This is a genomic window from Pseudomonas sp. GNP013 (assembly GCF_054343995.1).
In genome coordinates, this window is sequence record NZ_JBTGUT010000001.1 from 3,700,868 (window position 1) to 3,715,287 (window position 14,420).

Here is a 14,420-nt window from a genome sequence, read left to right on the forward strand (position 1 = left end):
GTCACCCGGTTGGGGTTTTGTGTTTCCACGACCGACGTTTAGCGCGTAACGCGGCTGGTGCCATCAACCGTCATGATGCGCACGCGATCACCGATGCGGAAAATTTCATTTTCCTGCACGGCCTGCACATAAGCGCGGGTGCTGCCGTCGTCTTCGCGAACGGTAATTTCCACACCCTGAGTGCGGGTCAGGCCTTCTTCGGTGGCCGAGCCCAGCAGGCCGCCGGCGACGGCGCCGATGACGGCGGTGACAATGCTGCCACGGCCGCCGCCGATGGCGCTGCCGCCCACGCCGCCGATGACTGCGCCTGCAGCGCCGCCGATTGGGGTCTTGGTGCCTTCGATTTTCACCGGACGCAGGGATTCGATGGTGCCCATGCGAACGGTCTGCACACGACGTGCTTCGTCACGGGAGTACGAGTCGCCGGTCAGACTCGAGGCGCAGCCACCCAGCAGCAACGACAGGGTGGTAAAGCAGGCAACCAGTAAAACGGACTTACGCATAGCATCAACTCCAAAGGACAGGTATTCATTAGACGCTGCCACTTGCCGCCTGTCACGACACGCGCGGCAGAAAATTGCTTTCATTCAGCCAGAGTACAGACTGCCATCACCCGAAAACTCGACGAACGGTTTTCCGTCCCGTTGCGGATAACACTGCAACAACGCTCTTCACCAGTGTAGCCGCACGGCCGAAAGCGCCCGGAATCTGTTGAGTCAAGACTCCAGCGCAGCAGGCATCATTCAAGTCGAGTGACGAAAGGTGACGCTCAGGGCGCCAGGCGCTCGCGTGTCCAGTCGATGCCTTGCAGGCGGTAGTTCAGCCGATCATGCAGGCGGCTGGAGCGGCCTTGCCAGAACTCGATACGCTCCGGCAGCAAGCGATAGCCTCCCCAGTGCTCGGGGCAGTCGGGCTGCGTATCGCTGAAGCGCTCTTCGGTGGCCTTGAGCAGAGCCTGCAGTTCTTCACGGTCACGAATGACCTTGCTCTGCGGAGAAGCCCAGGCACCCAGCCGGCTGCCCAGGGGACGGACCTGATAATAAGCATCCGACTCCTCGTGCGAAACCTTGACCACCCGCCCCTCGATGCGCACCTGGCGCTCCAGGGTCGGCCAGAAAAAGGTCATGGCCGCGAACGGACGCGCCGCCAGTTGCTCGCCCTTGGCGCTCTGATAGTTGGTAAAGAAGGTAAAGCCCTGCGCATCCAGGCCCTTGAGCAACAGGATGCGGCAGTGCGGGCGACCATCCTCGTCGACCGTGGCCAGGGTCATGGCATTGGCCTCGACCGGGGCCTGCTCGGTGCTCACCGCATCGGCAAACCACTGGCGGAACAAGGCAAACGGCTCGCTCGGGGCGTGGGCCTCGCTCAAACCGTCCCGTGTGTAATCACGGCGCATATCGGCCAGTGCCTGGGTCATGCGGCTTTATCCTTGTGGTTCAACGACTCAGTTTTTCGCCTGATCAGCCGCAGCGGGTGCATCGGCCTTGGCCTTGGCCGGAGCGGTTTTCTTCGCAGCCGGTTTGGCCGGGGCCTTTTTGGCGGCTGGCTTGGCAGCGGCTTTCTTGGTGGCAGCCTTTTTCGCTGGAGCCTTGGCCGCAGGTTTGGCAGCCGGCGCCGGTGCAGGAACATTCTGCACGGCAACCATTTCAGCCACAGGCGGGGTCTTGCCCGAGTTGTACTTGCTCAGCAGCGCCAACATGGTTGTACGCTGCGTGAACATGATTTCCATGCGACGGTTCAGCGCACGGCCCTGGTTGCTGTCGTTGGCCGCACGCGGCATCAGGTCGCCCATGCCGCGCAGCATCAGACGATCCTGCTTCAGGCCGCTGAGGCTGAAGATCGAAGCGATGGACTGTGCACGTTCCTTGGTCAGTGCCTGGCTCGCTGGGGCGGTGCCGGTGGCATCAACGTGACCGAGCACCAGTACGGCTGTTTTGGGATCGGCTTCAACGGCCTTGGCCACCCGAGTGAACGGGCCCAGGGTCACCGGCAGCAGCATGGCCGGACGCTTGGGGTTGTAGGAGCCGTCAACCGGGGCGATCACCACCAGTACATTGTCGCGACGTTCCAGCTGCAGGTTGCTGTCCTTGATCGCTTCACGCAGGCGTGGCTCGTAGTCGTCCAACCAGGCCTGGGTAATTTTCGGGTCAGGCATCTGTACGTTGCTGACGTCGACCTTGGCCAATGGCTTGGGCTTGCTTTCGAACGGCCACCACCAGTGCGTGTCGGTGTCGGTCTTGGCGACGGCAGGCGCAGCGTCCGATGCCGGGGTGGCGGCTTTGACGTCGGCTTTCAGGTCAGCCTTGTCGGCAGCGGCCTTGTCGTCGGCGCTCTTGGCGCCGAACGGCCACCAGTTGAAGCCGCTGTCGGCTTTGGCCGCCGGCGCAGGAGCGGCAGCGGTGGCAGGTGCCGGGGCATCTGCAGCGGCCGCTGCGGCTGGCTTGGCGCCCGCAGCTGGCTTGGCGTCCGGCTTGGCGTCGGTTTGGGTCACTGCGTCCTTGGTAGCAGCCTTGTCGGATCCAAATGACCACCAGTGCCCTCCTTCGGCATCATTTTGTGGCGTTTGCGCGCAACCTGTAATAGTGAGGCACAGCGCCAGTGCCAAGGACTTGTTCGATAACATGAGATATCCACACAATGAGAAAAACCGAAGGGTCAGGCTGACCCGTTAAACAGACGCGTACAGAACATTGAAATTACATTATTCCGTCAGCGTCTTCTTATAGTCGCATTTGTAACAAAAAATTGTGAAACGGCAAGCGGTTTACAGACAATCGGCCAATATTCCGACCAACTTCTGTGCACGCGGGTCCATAAGTACGTAGGGACCTAATGTATTAGTCACGAAACCAAATGCAACATCATGCTCCGGGTCGGCAAACCCCACCGAACCACCCGCGCCAGGGTGCCCGAACGCACGCGGGCCAAGGCCAAAAGTGGCATTGGGCAGTTGCGGCTGATCCAGCATGCAGCCCAGGCCGAAGCGGGTTTGGGTCAATAATGTTTTATCCGGCCCGACACTGTGTTCGCGGGTCAATTCTTCGAGCATGTCGGCTTCCAGCAAACTACCGTCGAGCAAGCCACTATAAAAACCCGCCAGACTGCGCGCATTACCGTGACCATTAGCCGCCGGCTGCTGCATGCGTCGCCACTCGGGTTTATTAGTGCTGGTCAGAATGGATGGAGGATTGGCAAAGGCGTGTGTCGTCATGGCCGCCGGTTCACGCATCATTACTTGCAATAAACGTTGTGCGGCCGCGTCGCCCATAGTGCCTTTACTGCGCGCTATATGGGCAACACGATAAAACTCTTCATCTGCCAGGCCGATATGAAAGTCCAGGCCCAATGGCCGTGCAACCCGTGCCACGATGGACTCCCCCGGCCCACGCCCATCGGCGCGACGCAGCAGCTCACCGACCAGCCAGCCGTAGGTAATCGCCTCATAGCCATGGCCCTGGCCCGGCGTCCACCACGGGGCCTCGGCCGCCAGGGTATCGACCATCAGTTGCCAGTCATAGAGCGCCTCGGCGGGCAGCATCTCGCGGATCGCCGGCAACCCAGCCTGATGACAGAGCAACTGGCGCAGGGTGACGGCTTGCTTGCCGGCGGCAGCAAATTCAGGCCAGTAGCTGGCCACTGGCGCATCCAGCCGCAGCTTGCCCTCGGCCACCAGTTGCAGGGCCGCAACCGCCGTAAAAGTCTTGGTGCAGGAGAACAGGTTGACGAGGGTGTCGCTGTGCCAGGCCTCGGCACCGTCCTTGTCGGCGGTGCCGGCCCACAGGTCGACGACCGTTTCGCCACCGATCTGGATGCAGAGCCCGGCACCACGCTCCTGCGGGTCATCGAACAACGCGGCAAACGCTTCGCGCACGGCTTCAAACTGGAGCGCGTAATGACCCTGAACCTGCACCGAAGCCCCCTCGGAAAACGCCGTTAAAAGTGGCGGACATTGTTCCAGCCCTTGCAGGATTTGTGAACCCATCAGCACCGAATCAATGGCCATTCCCGGAATGCCCACCGGCATGCCCGGCCCCCTTACCCGCGCCCTCGCCCGCCGGCCCGGCCTTGCTGCCTTCATGCTCACGCACCGCGCCGGCAGCCCTGGCTTGCCCAGCCGCCTTGCCCAGTTGCTCGACCGCCGCCAGGTTGCTCTTGCGCGCGCTGTCGACAAAGCCCTGGAACGGCACATCGGTTATACCCACCAGCCCAAAGTGTCCGTTTTCGCCATCCAGCAAGCGGCCGGTCACCGGCTGGTCCAGGTACTGAAACCAGTGCACGCCAACAATCGACGGCTCGGCCATCGCCTGCTTGAGAAAGGTGGCGTACGCCGCACCACGATCCTCTTCCCGGGCCAATTGCGTCACGCCGCCCCAGAACGGGCCACGGTCGGCGGAGCCGACGTTGAATTCGGTGATCAGCACCGGCTTGTCCAGCGCACGCAACGCGGCGAAGTCGTAGCCGTCCTGAGGCTTGAGCGTATACATGTTGAAACTCAGCACATCGCAATACTGCGCACACGAGGCCACGGCTTCGGGCGTGCTCACCGCATAGCGCCCGCCCAGCAGCAACTGGTTGGGCGCATGCCATTTCAGCGAATCGGAAATGGTCTTGAAGTAGGCATCGGCGAAGGTCTTCTGGAAATACTTGAAGTCGGCTTCGATTTCCGGGTGCTCAGGGTTGGGCATCGGCGGTTCAAAGCCCGGATCTTCCATCAATTCCCAGCCTGCCAGTTGAATGCCCCAGGCTTTGGAGAGGCCTTCTTCGTTGCGGTATTTGTCGCGCAGTTGCTTGAGGAACGCACGCTTGGCCGGGACGTCGGTGGTCATGCGCAAGGTGCCGTAGGCGAGCGCATAGCGGGATTTGGGATCATCACCGGGACCGGCCCAGGCCAGTTCGTTGTCGGCAAAATAGCCGATCAGCCAGGGGTCGTCGCGATGGTCGCGGGCTGCAATGGCCACGGCGCGCTCGGTGGCCATGGCGAAGCGCGGGTCGAACGGATCGGGCATGCCACCCCACCAGTCGGTGCCGGTGCTGATGCTGGCGTAATCGCCGACGATCGACAGCGGCAAGGTGTACGGCACGCGTTCGGCGTCGGCCAGATCCTCGTCGCTCCAATTACCAATGGTGTTGAAACCCCAGGCTTGCAGGCGGTCGAGGGTGTGGTTGACCCAACGCTTGTGGTCAAAGTGTTCGCTGCCGTAGGTACGTTGCAGGTTGGCGCCGTAGAAATCGTACCAGCGCCCCGAGGCGAAGTTGCGGCCTTCGCCCGAGCCGTTGCCGGTGCGGTTGTCGCTGCTGCCGTAATATTTGTCGAAGGGTTCACCAGCCTTGGGCAGCGCAGCGAACATCCATTCGCGACCGCCCACGTAGGTCTGGTTGTTGTCCGCAGCCACGGTGTTGACGCCCAGCGAGTAGAACGGATGGCCCTGCGGCGTCACCAGGTACCAGCGCCCGTCGCGCTTCTCGGTGCGGAAAAAACCGCTGGCCTCGAAGGCCGGCCCCTTGTTCCAGCCCCCGAATGTGTCCAGTGAGGACGTGTCGCGCTCAGCCAGCCAGCCCTTGAGCTGTTGTTGCTCCCGGGCAGCGGCGGCCTTGAGTTGCTCGTCACTGCTGACCTTTTCCGGCCAGCGCGCACGGGTGGACTGCCCATAAGCGTCGACCAGTTCGCCATAGGCCGCCTTGATGACCGGTTCGATATCCTGCACGCCAAAGCGCTCCAGCAGAATGCTTTGGGCGGCATTGGGCTTGAGCATCGACAACGTCACCGACACCACCTGGCTGCGGTCGATTTCTCCACTGCTGGCGGCGAGCAACACGCGCTGGCCGTCGAGGCTGATCGGCATCGGCGGGCCGGCCTTCATGCCCTGGCTCAAGGGCGAATTGGCCTGCAGCGGGACCAACAAGGTCTGCGCCGGGCCGGCCGGCAGGTCGATGCGGCTGACCAGGGTCTTGCCATCGCTGCTCTGCACCTTGACGTAGAGGGTCAGCGCCCAGTCCATGGCGCTCTGGATACGCAGGCTCATGGCGCCGGACTGCGACCAGTCCCAGGTGCCGCTCTGGGGGCTGAGCACCAGGCTCGGTTCGTCCGCAGGGCTGAAGGTGATGCGGCGCAGCACCTCGCCTTCGGCCGTTTGCTCGGCGTTGTACTGCGGCAGGCTGGCGTCCTGGGTCGCCACCTTGACCACATCGGCGGGGCGCACGAAGTTGAACAGCGTTTGTTGCCCGGACGGCGCGGCCATCAAGGGCGCGGCGAACAGCAGGGCAAAAAGAGCGGGCAGCGTGCGAATCATACGAGCAAGGTTCTCCAGACGGCCGATGAATGGCCTGATGAAATACGTCGATAACAGAGACCACGAAGTGGGCGAATTCGCCCACAGTGGCTTAGGAAATTTCACGCCGGAACGGCGGCAAGGCATTCAGAATAGCCTTGCCATAGCGCTGGGTGACCAAGCGCCGATCAAGCAGCGTGATGGTGCCCCGGTCTTCCTCGGTACGCAGCAGGCGACCGCAGGCCTGCACGAGCTTGAGTGAAGCATCCGGCACCGAGATTTCCATGAACGGATTGCCGCCGCGCGCCTCGATCCATTCGGCCAGTGCCGCTTCGACCGGGTCATCCGGCACCGAAAACGGGATCTTCGCGATCACTACGTGCTCGCAGTAGGCTCCCGGCAAGTCCACGCCTTCGGCAAAGCTGGCGAGGCCGAACAGCACGCTGGAATCGCCGCCATCGACCCGCGCCTTGTGCTTGTTCAGGGTTTCCTGCTTGGACAGGTTGCCCTGGATGAACACTTGCTTGCGCCAGTCACGGTCCAGACCATCGAACACGTCCTGCATCTGTTTGCGCGAGGAGAACAGCACCAGAGTACCGCGCGACCCTTCAACCAGGCCCGGCAGGTCACGGATGATTGCGGCGGTGTGGGCCGGCGCATCACGCGGGTCAGCCTTGAGGTCCGGCACGCGCAGCACGCCGGCGTCGGCATGATGGAAGGGGCTCGGCACCACGGCCGTGACCGCCTTTTTAGGCAGGCCGGCACGCATGCGGAAACGGTCGAAGGTGCCCAGGGCGGTCAGCGTGGCCGAGGTCACCAGGCAGCCATACGCCACGTTCCACAGGTTGCGGCGCAGCATTTCGGCGGCGAGGATCGGGCTGGCATTGACCTCGATATCAAACAACGCGCCGCTTTCCGACAGGGTCAGCCAACGGGCCATGGGCGGGTTGTCTTCCGGGTCTTCAACGGTGAAGGCGGTCCACAGCTCCCAGTTACCCTGGGAACGGGACAGCAGGCTGCCGAACAGCGGGTACCATTCCTCGGCCTGATTGCTGGCGATGCCGATGTTGACCTCGCCGTCCATGCCTTCCTTGAGCAGATCGGTCAGACGCGTGAACAGATCGGTCAGGCGCGAAAAGCCCTTCTTCAGTTCAATCCCCATTTCGCGCATGTGCTCGGGGATCAGCCCGCCAACGAAGCGATGGCGCGGGCGCTCACGGCCTTCCACGTCTTCGCCGGGCTTGAAATCGGCCACCTGCTCGCAGGCGCTGAACATGAACTGCTGCTGGGTCTTGATCTCGCGCGCCAGCTCCGGCACCTGTTCGATCAGCTTGCCCAGGTCGCCCGGCAGCGGGTGCTGGGCGAGCAACTTGGTAAGGTTCTTGGCGGTGGTTTCCAGCCAGTCGGCGGTGGAACGCAGGCGCGTGTAATGGGCGAAGTGACCGATAGCCTTGTCCGGCAGGTGGTGGCCTTCGTCGAATACGTAGAGGGTGTCGCGCGGGTCCGGCAGCACGGCGCCGCCGCCCAGGGCGAGGTCGGCCAGCACCATGTCGTGGTTGGTGACGATCACGTCGACCTTGCCCATGCCTTCGCGGGCCTTGTAGAAGGCGCACTGGCCGAAGTTGGGGCAATGACGGTTGGTGCACTGGCTGTGGTCGGTGGTCAGGCGCGCCCAGTCGGCATCTTCGAGGGCGGTGGGCCAGCTGTCGCGGTCACCGTCCCATTTATTGCCGGCCAGTTTCTCGATCATGCTGGTGAACAGTTTCTGGCTGACCTCATCGACTTCGATCTTGAAGCCTTCCTCTTCGAACAGCGAGGCGGTAGCGGTTTGCGCATGGCCTTCCTGCAACAGCACGTCGAGCTTGGACAGGCACATGTAGCGGCCGCGCCCCTTGGCCAGGGCGAAGGTGAAATTCAGGCCGCTGTTGCGCATGAGGTCGGGCAGGTCCTTGTAGACGATCTGCTCCTGCAGGGCGACGGTGGCGGTGGCGATCACCAGGCGCTTGCCGGCGGCCTTGGCCGTGGGAATCGCGGCCAGGCTGTAGGCCACGGTCTTGCCGGTACCGGTGCCGGCTTCAACGGCCACGACCGCAGGGTCACCCTCGCGGCGACCTTCGTCGTCGGTGTCGATATCCCCGAGGACTTTCGCCACTTCGGCGATCATCAGGCGCTGGCCGTAGCGCGGTTTCAAGCTCTTGGCTTCGAGAAAACGCGAGTAGGCGCCCTGGATCGTGGTTTTGAGTTCAGTGCTGATCATGGATAGTCGGGCGCAAAAAACGCTGGATAAATTTTCAGTGGTTCGGATCGGCCGCTATCATACCCCGCTAATTAATCCCGCGCAGAACGGAGTACCACAATGACCGTCTTCAGCCTCGCTTACACCCTGCATGTACTGGCCGCCCTGATATGGGTTGGCGGTATGTTTTTCGCCTGGATGATCCTGCGCCCCGCCGCTGTGGCGGCACTTGAGGGCCCTGCCCGGCTCAGGTTGTGGGCGAATGTGTTTCAACGTTTTTTCGTGTGGGTATGGATGGCGGTGCTGGTTTTGCCGATCAGCGGTGTGGGACTGCTGCAACTGCGCTTCAGCGGCTTTGAAACGGCGCCGCGTTACGTGCAGGTCATGATGGGGTTGTATCTGGTGATGACGGCGTTGTTTATCCGCATCCAGGCGTTGAAGTTCCCGCAATTGCGCGCGGCGGTGGCGGCCGAGGACTGGCCGGCGGGCGCTGCTGCGCTGGGGCAGATTCGCAGGCTGGTGGGGATCAATTTGATTGTGGGGTTGGTGGTGGTGGCGATTGCTTCGGCTCGGCCGATGTTCTGAGGCGGCCTTTAATCCGCTATCGGGAGCAAGCCTCCTCCCACATTTGAAGGTATTCACAGTTCAAAATGTGGGAGGGAGCTTGCTCCCGATAGCATCAGGCCAGGCAACTCACAGCCGCTGGAGGGTCACAGACCCCGCAGGCCCGGCCGGCCCCGGCTGCCCTTCCAAACCAGGCCGGCCCTTGTCGCCGCCATCGGCGCGGTACACCACGCATCCCTTCGATTGGCCGCCCTTGCCTGGTTTACCCGCGGTACCGGCCAAGCCACCAGGCCCGCCATCGACCCAGACCTTGATGCTCTCGGCCGGGAAGTCCTGCGGCAGTTCAACCCGCACCGTCGCCCCTGCTGCACCCGGCAAACCGTCGCCGCCGTTATCACCGTTGAAACCGCGGCCGGCCGAACCCCAGGTGCAACCCGGGTCCTCACCATTGGCGCCATCGAGCCCGGCATAACCCTGGGCTCCGGCGCCGCCACGGGCGTCCACCAACAACGTTTCAGCCGTCAGCGAATTGATCCGCAACGTGAGATCGCGTCCTGCCCTGGCTGGTTTTTCATGGGTGCCCGGGGCTCCGCGCGAGGTGATCTGGCTGCCATGTTCCAACTGAGCCTGGCGCACCTGCAACTGCAGGGCGCTATTGCCCGGCACGATGGCGATGCGTGCTTCGCGGCCCAGGTGCAGTTCATCCACCGTCACCTGGCTGATCGTCGCCGGAATCAGCAAAGTGCCGTAATCCGCTACGTCCAGGCGCTCGAGTTGCAACACGCTGGTGCTGCTGGGCAGGCGCATCAATGAGTTGGTTTCGACACTGACGCTCTGGGCCAGGGCAATGGGGCTGACCAACAGGGCCAACAGAAAAACCTTACGCATCATGGGGCTCCTGACTCTTTTCAAATTGTTATCCGGGCCACAGTAACGACTTCTGCAGGCTATTTGCCAGTGAAGCATCAAAAAACTTCAGCAGCGTTTTTTCTGTCTCCCTGGCTCTAGGCCCACGGGCGCAGCCGCGCTAGTCTCTACGGCTCTGATGTGAGGATCTGTGATGACCGCCGGTATTTCTGCCCATACTCCCCAGCAAGCCTTGGCCGCGCTGCTCGACCTGCACCAGCCCAAACGCCTGTTGCTGTTGGGCGCCAGCCGCTTTCCGGCGCTGGAGGCGTTTAAACAGGCGCACCCCGACACGTTTATCGCCGTCGCCGAACCCGGTCCGCTGCCTGCGCACCTGGCGGCGCAGCGCTTTGACCTGGCGCTGGCGGTCGATTGCCTGGAACACCTTTCCAAGCCACAGGGCCTGACGCTGCTCGGCGGCATCCGCAACCTCAATGCCAGTCGCATCGCAGTGCTGGCAGACCTCGATGCCTGCGGCTGGAGAGACACCGACTTCTTCTCTTTGGCCCTGCAGGCCGGCGAGCGTTTCCAGCGCGACGAACAAGTGCTGACGCTGTTCACCTACGATCTGCTTGACTATAAACAGGTGCCGGACTGGCTCAATGCCCGCTTCTGGGCCAACCCGGAAAATTTCGGAAAGTATTGGTGGTAACCCATGAGCACACCCATTTGCCCCTGCGGCAGTGGCAACCTGCTGGATGCCTGCTGCGGCCATTACCACAACGGCCACCCGGCTCCCTGCGCCAGCGCGCTGATGCGCTCGCGCTACAGCGCCTATGTGCTGGGCCTGGTCGATTACCTGGTGGCGACCACGCTGCCGGCCCAGCAACCCGGCCTCGACCGCGCCGCCATCGCTGCCTGGAGCGCGCAGAGTACCTGGCTGGGGCTTGAGGTGGAGCGTTCCGAGGTGCTCGGCGGCCAGCCGGAACATGCCTTTGTGACCTTTACCGCTCGCTGGCATGACAGCACGGGTGAACATAGTCACCGCGAACAGTCTTCTTTCGTACAGAATGACGGGCGTTGGTACTTCATCGATCCCACCGTTGAGGTGAAGGTCGGGCGCAATGATCCGTGCCTGTGCGGCAGCGGACAAAAATTCAAGAAATGTTGCGCAGGCTACCTCTAACACCACCAGAACAGGGACACGCCATGCTTCGTATATTCAGCTTGATGCTGGCGTTGACCCTGGGTCTTACCGGCTGCGCCTCGTGGTTCGAGGACGATTCGCCGCCGCCTCACGTCTCGCTGGTCAAGGTCGAAGTGGTACGCGCCAAGTTGCTGGAGCAGAAATTCAGGCTGTATTTTCGCGTGGACAACCGCGACGACGCCGACCTCACCGTGCGCGGCCTGATCTACAAGGTCAGCCTGGGCGACTTCGTGTTGACCGAAGGTGAGTCCAACGAATGGCTCACCGTGGCGCCGCGCAGCCATGCGGTATTCAGGGTGTCGGTGCGCACCAACCTCTGGCCGCAGATCCGCGAGGTGGTGCATATGCTCAAAAACCCCGACCGGCCCGTGCCCTATCGCCTGGAGGGCGAGCTGAAAACCGGCTTGTTCATCGGTAATGACGTGCAGGTGGCCCACAATGGCGAGATAATCCCCGGCGATTTTATTCCGGAGCGACATCGATGACTCAGCAACCCCATGTCCATGGTCCTGACTGCAACCACGATCACGAGCACCATGATCACGACCACGGCCATGTCCACGGCCCCAATTGCGGCCACGCTCATCAGGAGCCGGTGCGCAATGCATTGAAGGACGTTGGCCGCAACGATCCCTGCCCCTGCGGCAGCGAGAAAAAATTCAAGAAGTGCCACGGGGTCTAAGTCACCCTGAAGCTGTAAAGGTGGGAGGGGGCTTGCGCCCGATGGCGGTGGACCAGTCAACAGATGCAGCGACTGGTACTCAGCCATCGGGCACCAGCCCCCTCCCACGTTGATGTGCGATGTTTTACCCAAAACTACCCCCGCAGGAGCTTTGCCATGGCCTCGCCAGCCCTCTTACGTTTTCTTCCCCGGTTCGGCGTTGCCGCGGCAGTGGCCAGTGCGTTAAGCCTGGCCGGTTGCCAGCTCCAGAGCACCCAGGACACCCTGCCGCCCGTTGCCGGCGTGCAGCCGCTCAAAGGCCTGGCCCAGAATGTGTCGATACGCCGCAACGCCCAGGGCATGCCGCTGATCGAGAGCAATACCTTCCACGATGCGCTGTTCAGCCTCGGCTATGTGCACGCCAGCGACCGCATCAACCAGATGGTCACCCTGCGCCTGCTGGCCCAGGGCCGTCTGGCGGAAATGGCCGGCCCTGACGTGCTGGATGTCGACCGCTTGATGCGCGCCGTCAACCTGAAAAAAAGCGCCGGCGAGCTGTATAACGCATCGAGCCCACGCCTCAAGCGCTTCTTCGAAGTGTATGCGCGCGGGGTCAATGCCTACCTGTTCCGCTACCGCGACAAGCTGCCGCCGGACCTGGCCCAGACCGGCTACAAGCCCGAATACTGGAAGCCGGAAGATTCGGCACTGTTGTTCTGCCTGCTCAATTTCAGCGAGTCGGCCAACCTGCAGGAGGAGCTGTCCTCGCTGGTGCTGGCGCAAAAAGTCGGCGTCGACAAACTCGCCTGGCTCACCCCCAGCGCGCCGGACGAACCCATCCCGCTGGCCGAGGCAGAGAAGCTCAAGGGCGTGAACCTCAGCCAGATCACCGGCCTCGCCGGGCTGGACACGGTCAGCCAGCAGTTGAGCACGCTCAATGCGCTGGCGGTGACCACCTCGAGCAACTGGGCAATCGGCCCGCAACGCAGCCGCAGCGGCAAGAGCCTGTTGGCCAACGACCTCGCGGCCCAGCCGCAAGCGCCGTCGCCGTGGAGCTACGTGCAGATCCGCGCGCCGAAATACCAGGCCGCGGGCGCCTCGATTGCCGGCCTGCCGACCCTGCTGTCCGGTTTCAACGGCAAAGTGGCGTGGAGCATGAGCACGGTCAAGGGCGACACTCAGGACCTGTTCCTGGAGAAGGTCAAACGCCAGGGCAGCGCGTTGTACTACGAGAACAACGGCAAGTGGCTGCCGGCCGGCGTGCGTAACGAAACGTTCTTCATCAAAGGCCGTGGCTCGATTCGTGAAGTGGTGTACGAAACCCGCCACGGAGCCCTGCTCAACAGCAGCCAGGCACTCACCAGTGGTTTTGGCCTGGCCCTGCAAACGGCCGACCTCAAGGACGACAAGAGCCTGGACGCGTTCTTCGACCTGTCCCGCGCGCAAAACATCGGCAAGGCGTCGGACGCCACCCGCGAAATCCGTGCGATTGCGCTGAACATGGTGTTCGCCGACGCCAGCAGCATTGGCTGGCAGGTCACCGGCCGCTTCCCCAACCGCCGCGAAGGCGAAGGCCTGCTGCCCTCGCCGGGCTGGGACACGCGCTTTGACTGGGACGGCTACGCCGACGCGATGCTGCACCCTTATGACCAGGACCCGGTCCAGGGCTGGATCGGCACCGCCAACCAGCGCACCGCGCCGCGTGGCTATGGCATGCAACTGTCCAATTCCTGGGACGCACCGGAGCGCAGCGAGCGCCTGGCGCAACTGGCCAACGCCGGCAAGCATGACAGCCGCAGCATGATCGCCATGCAGTACGACCAGACCACCCCATTCGCCGCCAAGCTCAAGACCATGTTCCAGGCGCCAGGCATGGCCCAGCCCTTGAAACAGGCGATTGCTGCGCTGCCTGCGGCCGAACAGGCCAAGGCGCGTGAAGCGCTGGGCCGCCTGATGGCGTTCGATGGGCGCCTTGCGCCATCCTCCGCCGACGCGGCGATCTACGAGCTGTTCCTGCAAGAGAGTACGCGGCAGATCTTCCTCGACGAACTCGGCCCGGATACCAGCGCCAGTTGGAAAGCCTTTGTCAGCAATGCCAACCTCTCTTACTCGGCCAACGCCGACCACCTGCTGGGCCGCGAAGACAGTCCGTTCTGGGACGATGTGCGCACGGCGCAAAAAGAAGACAAGCCCACTATCCTTGCCCGCAGCCTCGCCGCCGCGATCAGTGCCGGCGACAGCCAACTGGGCACTGATCACAAGGCCTGGCAGTGGGGCAAACTGCACAGCACCACCTGGAAGAGCACCAGTGGCCAGGTCATCCGTGGCCCGTTTGCCAGTGGTGGCGACCACAACACCCTGAACCCGGCGCCGTACAGCTGGGGCCAGAGTTTCGACACCACGCAGGTGCCGGCACTGCGCATGATTGTCGACTTCGGTCAGGTGGAACCGATGCTGGGCCAGGGCGGCAGCGGCCAGTCCGGCAACCCGGCCAGCCCCGACTATGCCAATGGCATCGACCCGGCGCTCAAGGCGCAGTACCTGAGCTTCCCGATGCAGCCGCAGAACTTCGAAAAGGTGTATGGCAAAAACCGGCTCACCCTGACGCCTGGCAAGTAACCCGGAAACTGAAGAAAC

Annotated in this window: 13 protein-coding genes; 6 read left to right on the forward strand and 7 right to left on the reverse strand. The window is 62.8% G+C overall.

All coding sequences use genetic code 11. The annotated features are described in order from the left end of the window. Positions 1–38 precede the first annotated feature (38 nt). The 6 genes from ACXX81_RS16240 to dinG all read right to left on the reverse strand — a co-directional run bounded on the left by ACXX81_RS16240 (position 39) and on the right by dinG (position 8,526). The gene (locus ACXX81_RS16240) at positions 39–503 is read right to left on the reverse strand and encodes an outer membrane lipoprotein (protein WP_003231137.1); all 465 of its coding nucleotides are present in this window, start codon (positions 501–503) and stop codon (positions 39–41) included. Positions 504–769: 266 nt separating this feature from the next. Beyond that, positions 770–1,417, reverse strand: coding sequence for a pyridoxamine 5'-phosphate oxidase (pdxH, locus tag ACXX81_RS16245; RefSeq protein ID WP_209989636.1), 648 nt, complete (start codon positions 1,415–1,417; stop codon positions 770–772). A gap of 27 nt (positions 1,418–1,444) precedes the next feature. Beyond that, positions 1,445–2,623, reverse strand: coding sequence for an OmpA family protein (locus ACXX81_RS16250; protein ID WP_458572043.1), 1,179 nt, complete (start codon positions 2,621–2,623; stop codon positions 1,445–1,447). Positions 2,624–2,764: 141 nt separating this feature from the next. Beyond that, positions 2,765–3,910, reverse strand: a complete 1,146-nt coding sequence (locus tag ACXX81_RS16255; RefSeq protein WP_458572598.1) for a serine hydrolase domain-containing protein — start codon at positions 3,908–3,910, stop codon at positions 2,765–2,767. An 82-nt stretch (positions 3,911–3,992) separates the two neighbouring features. Further along, positions 3,993–6,290 (reverse strand): beta-galactosidase, encoded by a 2,298-nt coding sequence (locus ACXX81_RS16260; protein WP_458572044.1) that lies wholly within the window; start codon positions 6,288–6,290, stop codon positions 3,993–3,995. 91 nt (positions 6,291–6,381) lie between these two features. Beyond that, complete coding sequence (gene dinG, locus ACXX81_RS16265) at positions 6,382–8,526, reverse strand: ATP-dependent DNA helicase DinG (RefSeq protein ID WP_057007819.1); 2,145 nt, start codon at positions 8,524–8,526, stop codon at positions 6,382–6,384. Between the two features lie 99 nt (positions 8,527–8,625). Here dinG and ACXX81_RS16270 point away from each other — a divergent pair, with 99 nt between their 5' ends. Then, a complete protein-coding gene (locus ACXX81_RS16270) occupies positions 8,626–9,090 on the forward strand; it encodes a CopD family protein (RefSeq protein WP_231422005.1) in 465 nt (154 codons plus the stop codon). Positions 9,091–9,198: 108 nt separating this feature from the next. Here ACXX81_RS16270 and ACXX81_RS16275 read toward each other — a convergent pair whose 3' ends face one another. Further along, positions 9,199–9,957: a collagen-like protein gene (locus ACXX81_RS16275; protein WP_209989621.1), complete on the reverse strand. Its 759-nt coding sequence runs from the start codon at positions 9,955–9,957 to the stop codon at positions 9,199–9,201. A 172-nt stretch (positions 9,958–10,129) separates the two neighbouring features. Here ACXX81_RS16275 and ACXX81_RS16280 point away from each other — a divergent pair, with 172 nt between their 5' ends. The 5 genes from ACXX81_RS16280 (at position 10,130) to ACXX81_RS16300 (ending at position 14,402) form a co-directional block, all read left to right on the forward strand. Then, positions 10,130–10,627, forward strand: coding sequence for a DUF6231 family protein (locus ACXX81_RS16280; RefSeq protein ID WP_209989618.1), 498 nt, complete (start codon positions 10,130–10,132; stop codon positions 10,625–10,627). Positions 10,628–10,630: 3 nt separating this feature from the next. Next, positions 10,631–11,101: a YchJ family protein gene (locus ACXX81_RS16285; RefSeq protein ID WP_209989615.1), complete on the forward strand. Its 471-nt coding sequence runs from the start codon at positions 10,631–10,633 to the stop codon at positions 11,099–11,101. A gap of 23 nt (positions 11,102–11,124) precedes the next feature. After that, positions 11,125–11,607 carry an LEA/WHy family protein gene (locus ACXX81_RS16290; RefSeq protein WP_057007815.1) on the forward strand — a complete coding sequence of 161 codons (483 nt, stop codon included), beginning with the start codon at positions 11,125–11,127 and terminating at the stop codon, positions 11,605–11,607. Beyond that, positions 11,604–11,804 (forward strand): SEC-C metal-binding domain-containing protein, encoded by a 201-nt coding sequence (locus ACXX81_RS16295; protein ID WP_003231158.1) that lies wholly within the window; start codon positions 11,604–11,606, stop codon positions 11,802–11,804. Before ACXX81_RS16290 ends, ACXX81_RS16295 begins: the two co-directional genes overlap by 4 nt. A 156-nt stretch (positions 11,805–11,960) precedes the next feature. After that, a complete protein-coding gene (locus tag ACXX81_RS16300) occupies positions 11,961–14,402 on the forward strand; it encodes a penicillin acylase family protein (RefSeq protein ID WP_458572045.1) in 2,442 nt (813 codons plus the stop codon). The last annotated feature ends 18 nt before the right edge of the window (positions 14,403–14,420 follow it).

Coding starts and splice junctions, on each gene's coding strand:
- ACXX81_RS16240 (WP_003231137.1), bottom strand. CDS start 503: ATGCGTAAGTCCGTTTTACTGGTTGCCTGCTTTACCACCCTGTCGTTG.
- pdxH (WP_209989636.1), bottom strand. CDS start 1,417: ATGACCCAGGCACTGGCCGATATGCGCCGTGATTACACACGGGACGGT.
- ACXX81_RS16250 (WP_458572043.1), bottom strand. CDS start 2,623: ATGTTATCGAACAAGTCCTTGGCACTGGCGCTGTGCCTCACTATTACA.
- ACXX81_RS16260 (WP_458572044.1), bottom strand. CDS start 6,290: ATGATTCGCACGCTGCCCGCTCTTTTTGCCCTGCTGTTCGCCGCGCCC.
- dinG (WP_057007819.1), bottom strand. CDS start 8,526: ATGATCAGCACTGAACTCAAAACCACGATCCAGGGCGCCTACTCGCGT.
- ACXX81_RS16270 (WP_231422005.1), top strand. CDS start 8,626: ATGACCGTCTTCAGCCTCGCTTACACCCTGCATGTACTGGCCGCCCTG.
- ACXX81_RS16275 (WP_209989621.1), bottom strand. CDS start 9,957: ATGCGTAAGGTTTTTCTGTTGGCCCTGTTGGTCAGCCCCATTGCCCTG.
- ACXX81_RS16280 (WP_209989618.1), top strand. CDS start 10,130: ATGACCGCCGGTATTTCTGCCCATACTCCCCAGCAAGCCTTGGCCGCG.
- ACXX81_RS16285 (WP_209989615.1), top strand. CDS start 10,631: ATGAGCACACCCATTTGCCCCTGCGGCAGTGGCAACCTGCTGGATGCC.
- ACXX81_RS16290 (WP_057007815.1), top strand. CDS start 11,125: ATGCTTCGTATATTCAGCTTGATGCTGGCGTTGACCCTGGGTCTTACC.
- ACXX81_RS16295 (WP_003231158.1), top strand. CDS start 11,604: ATGACTCAGCAACCCCATGTCCATGGTCCTGACTGCAACCACGATCAC.
- ACXX81_RS16300 (WP_458572045.1), top strand. CDS start 11,961: ATGGCCTCGCCAGCCCTCTTACGTTTTCTTCCCCGGTTCGGCGTTGCC.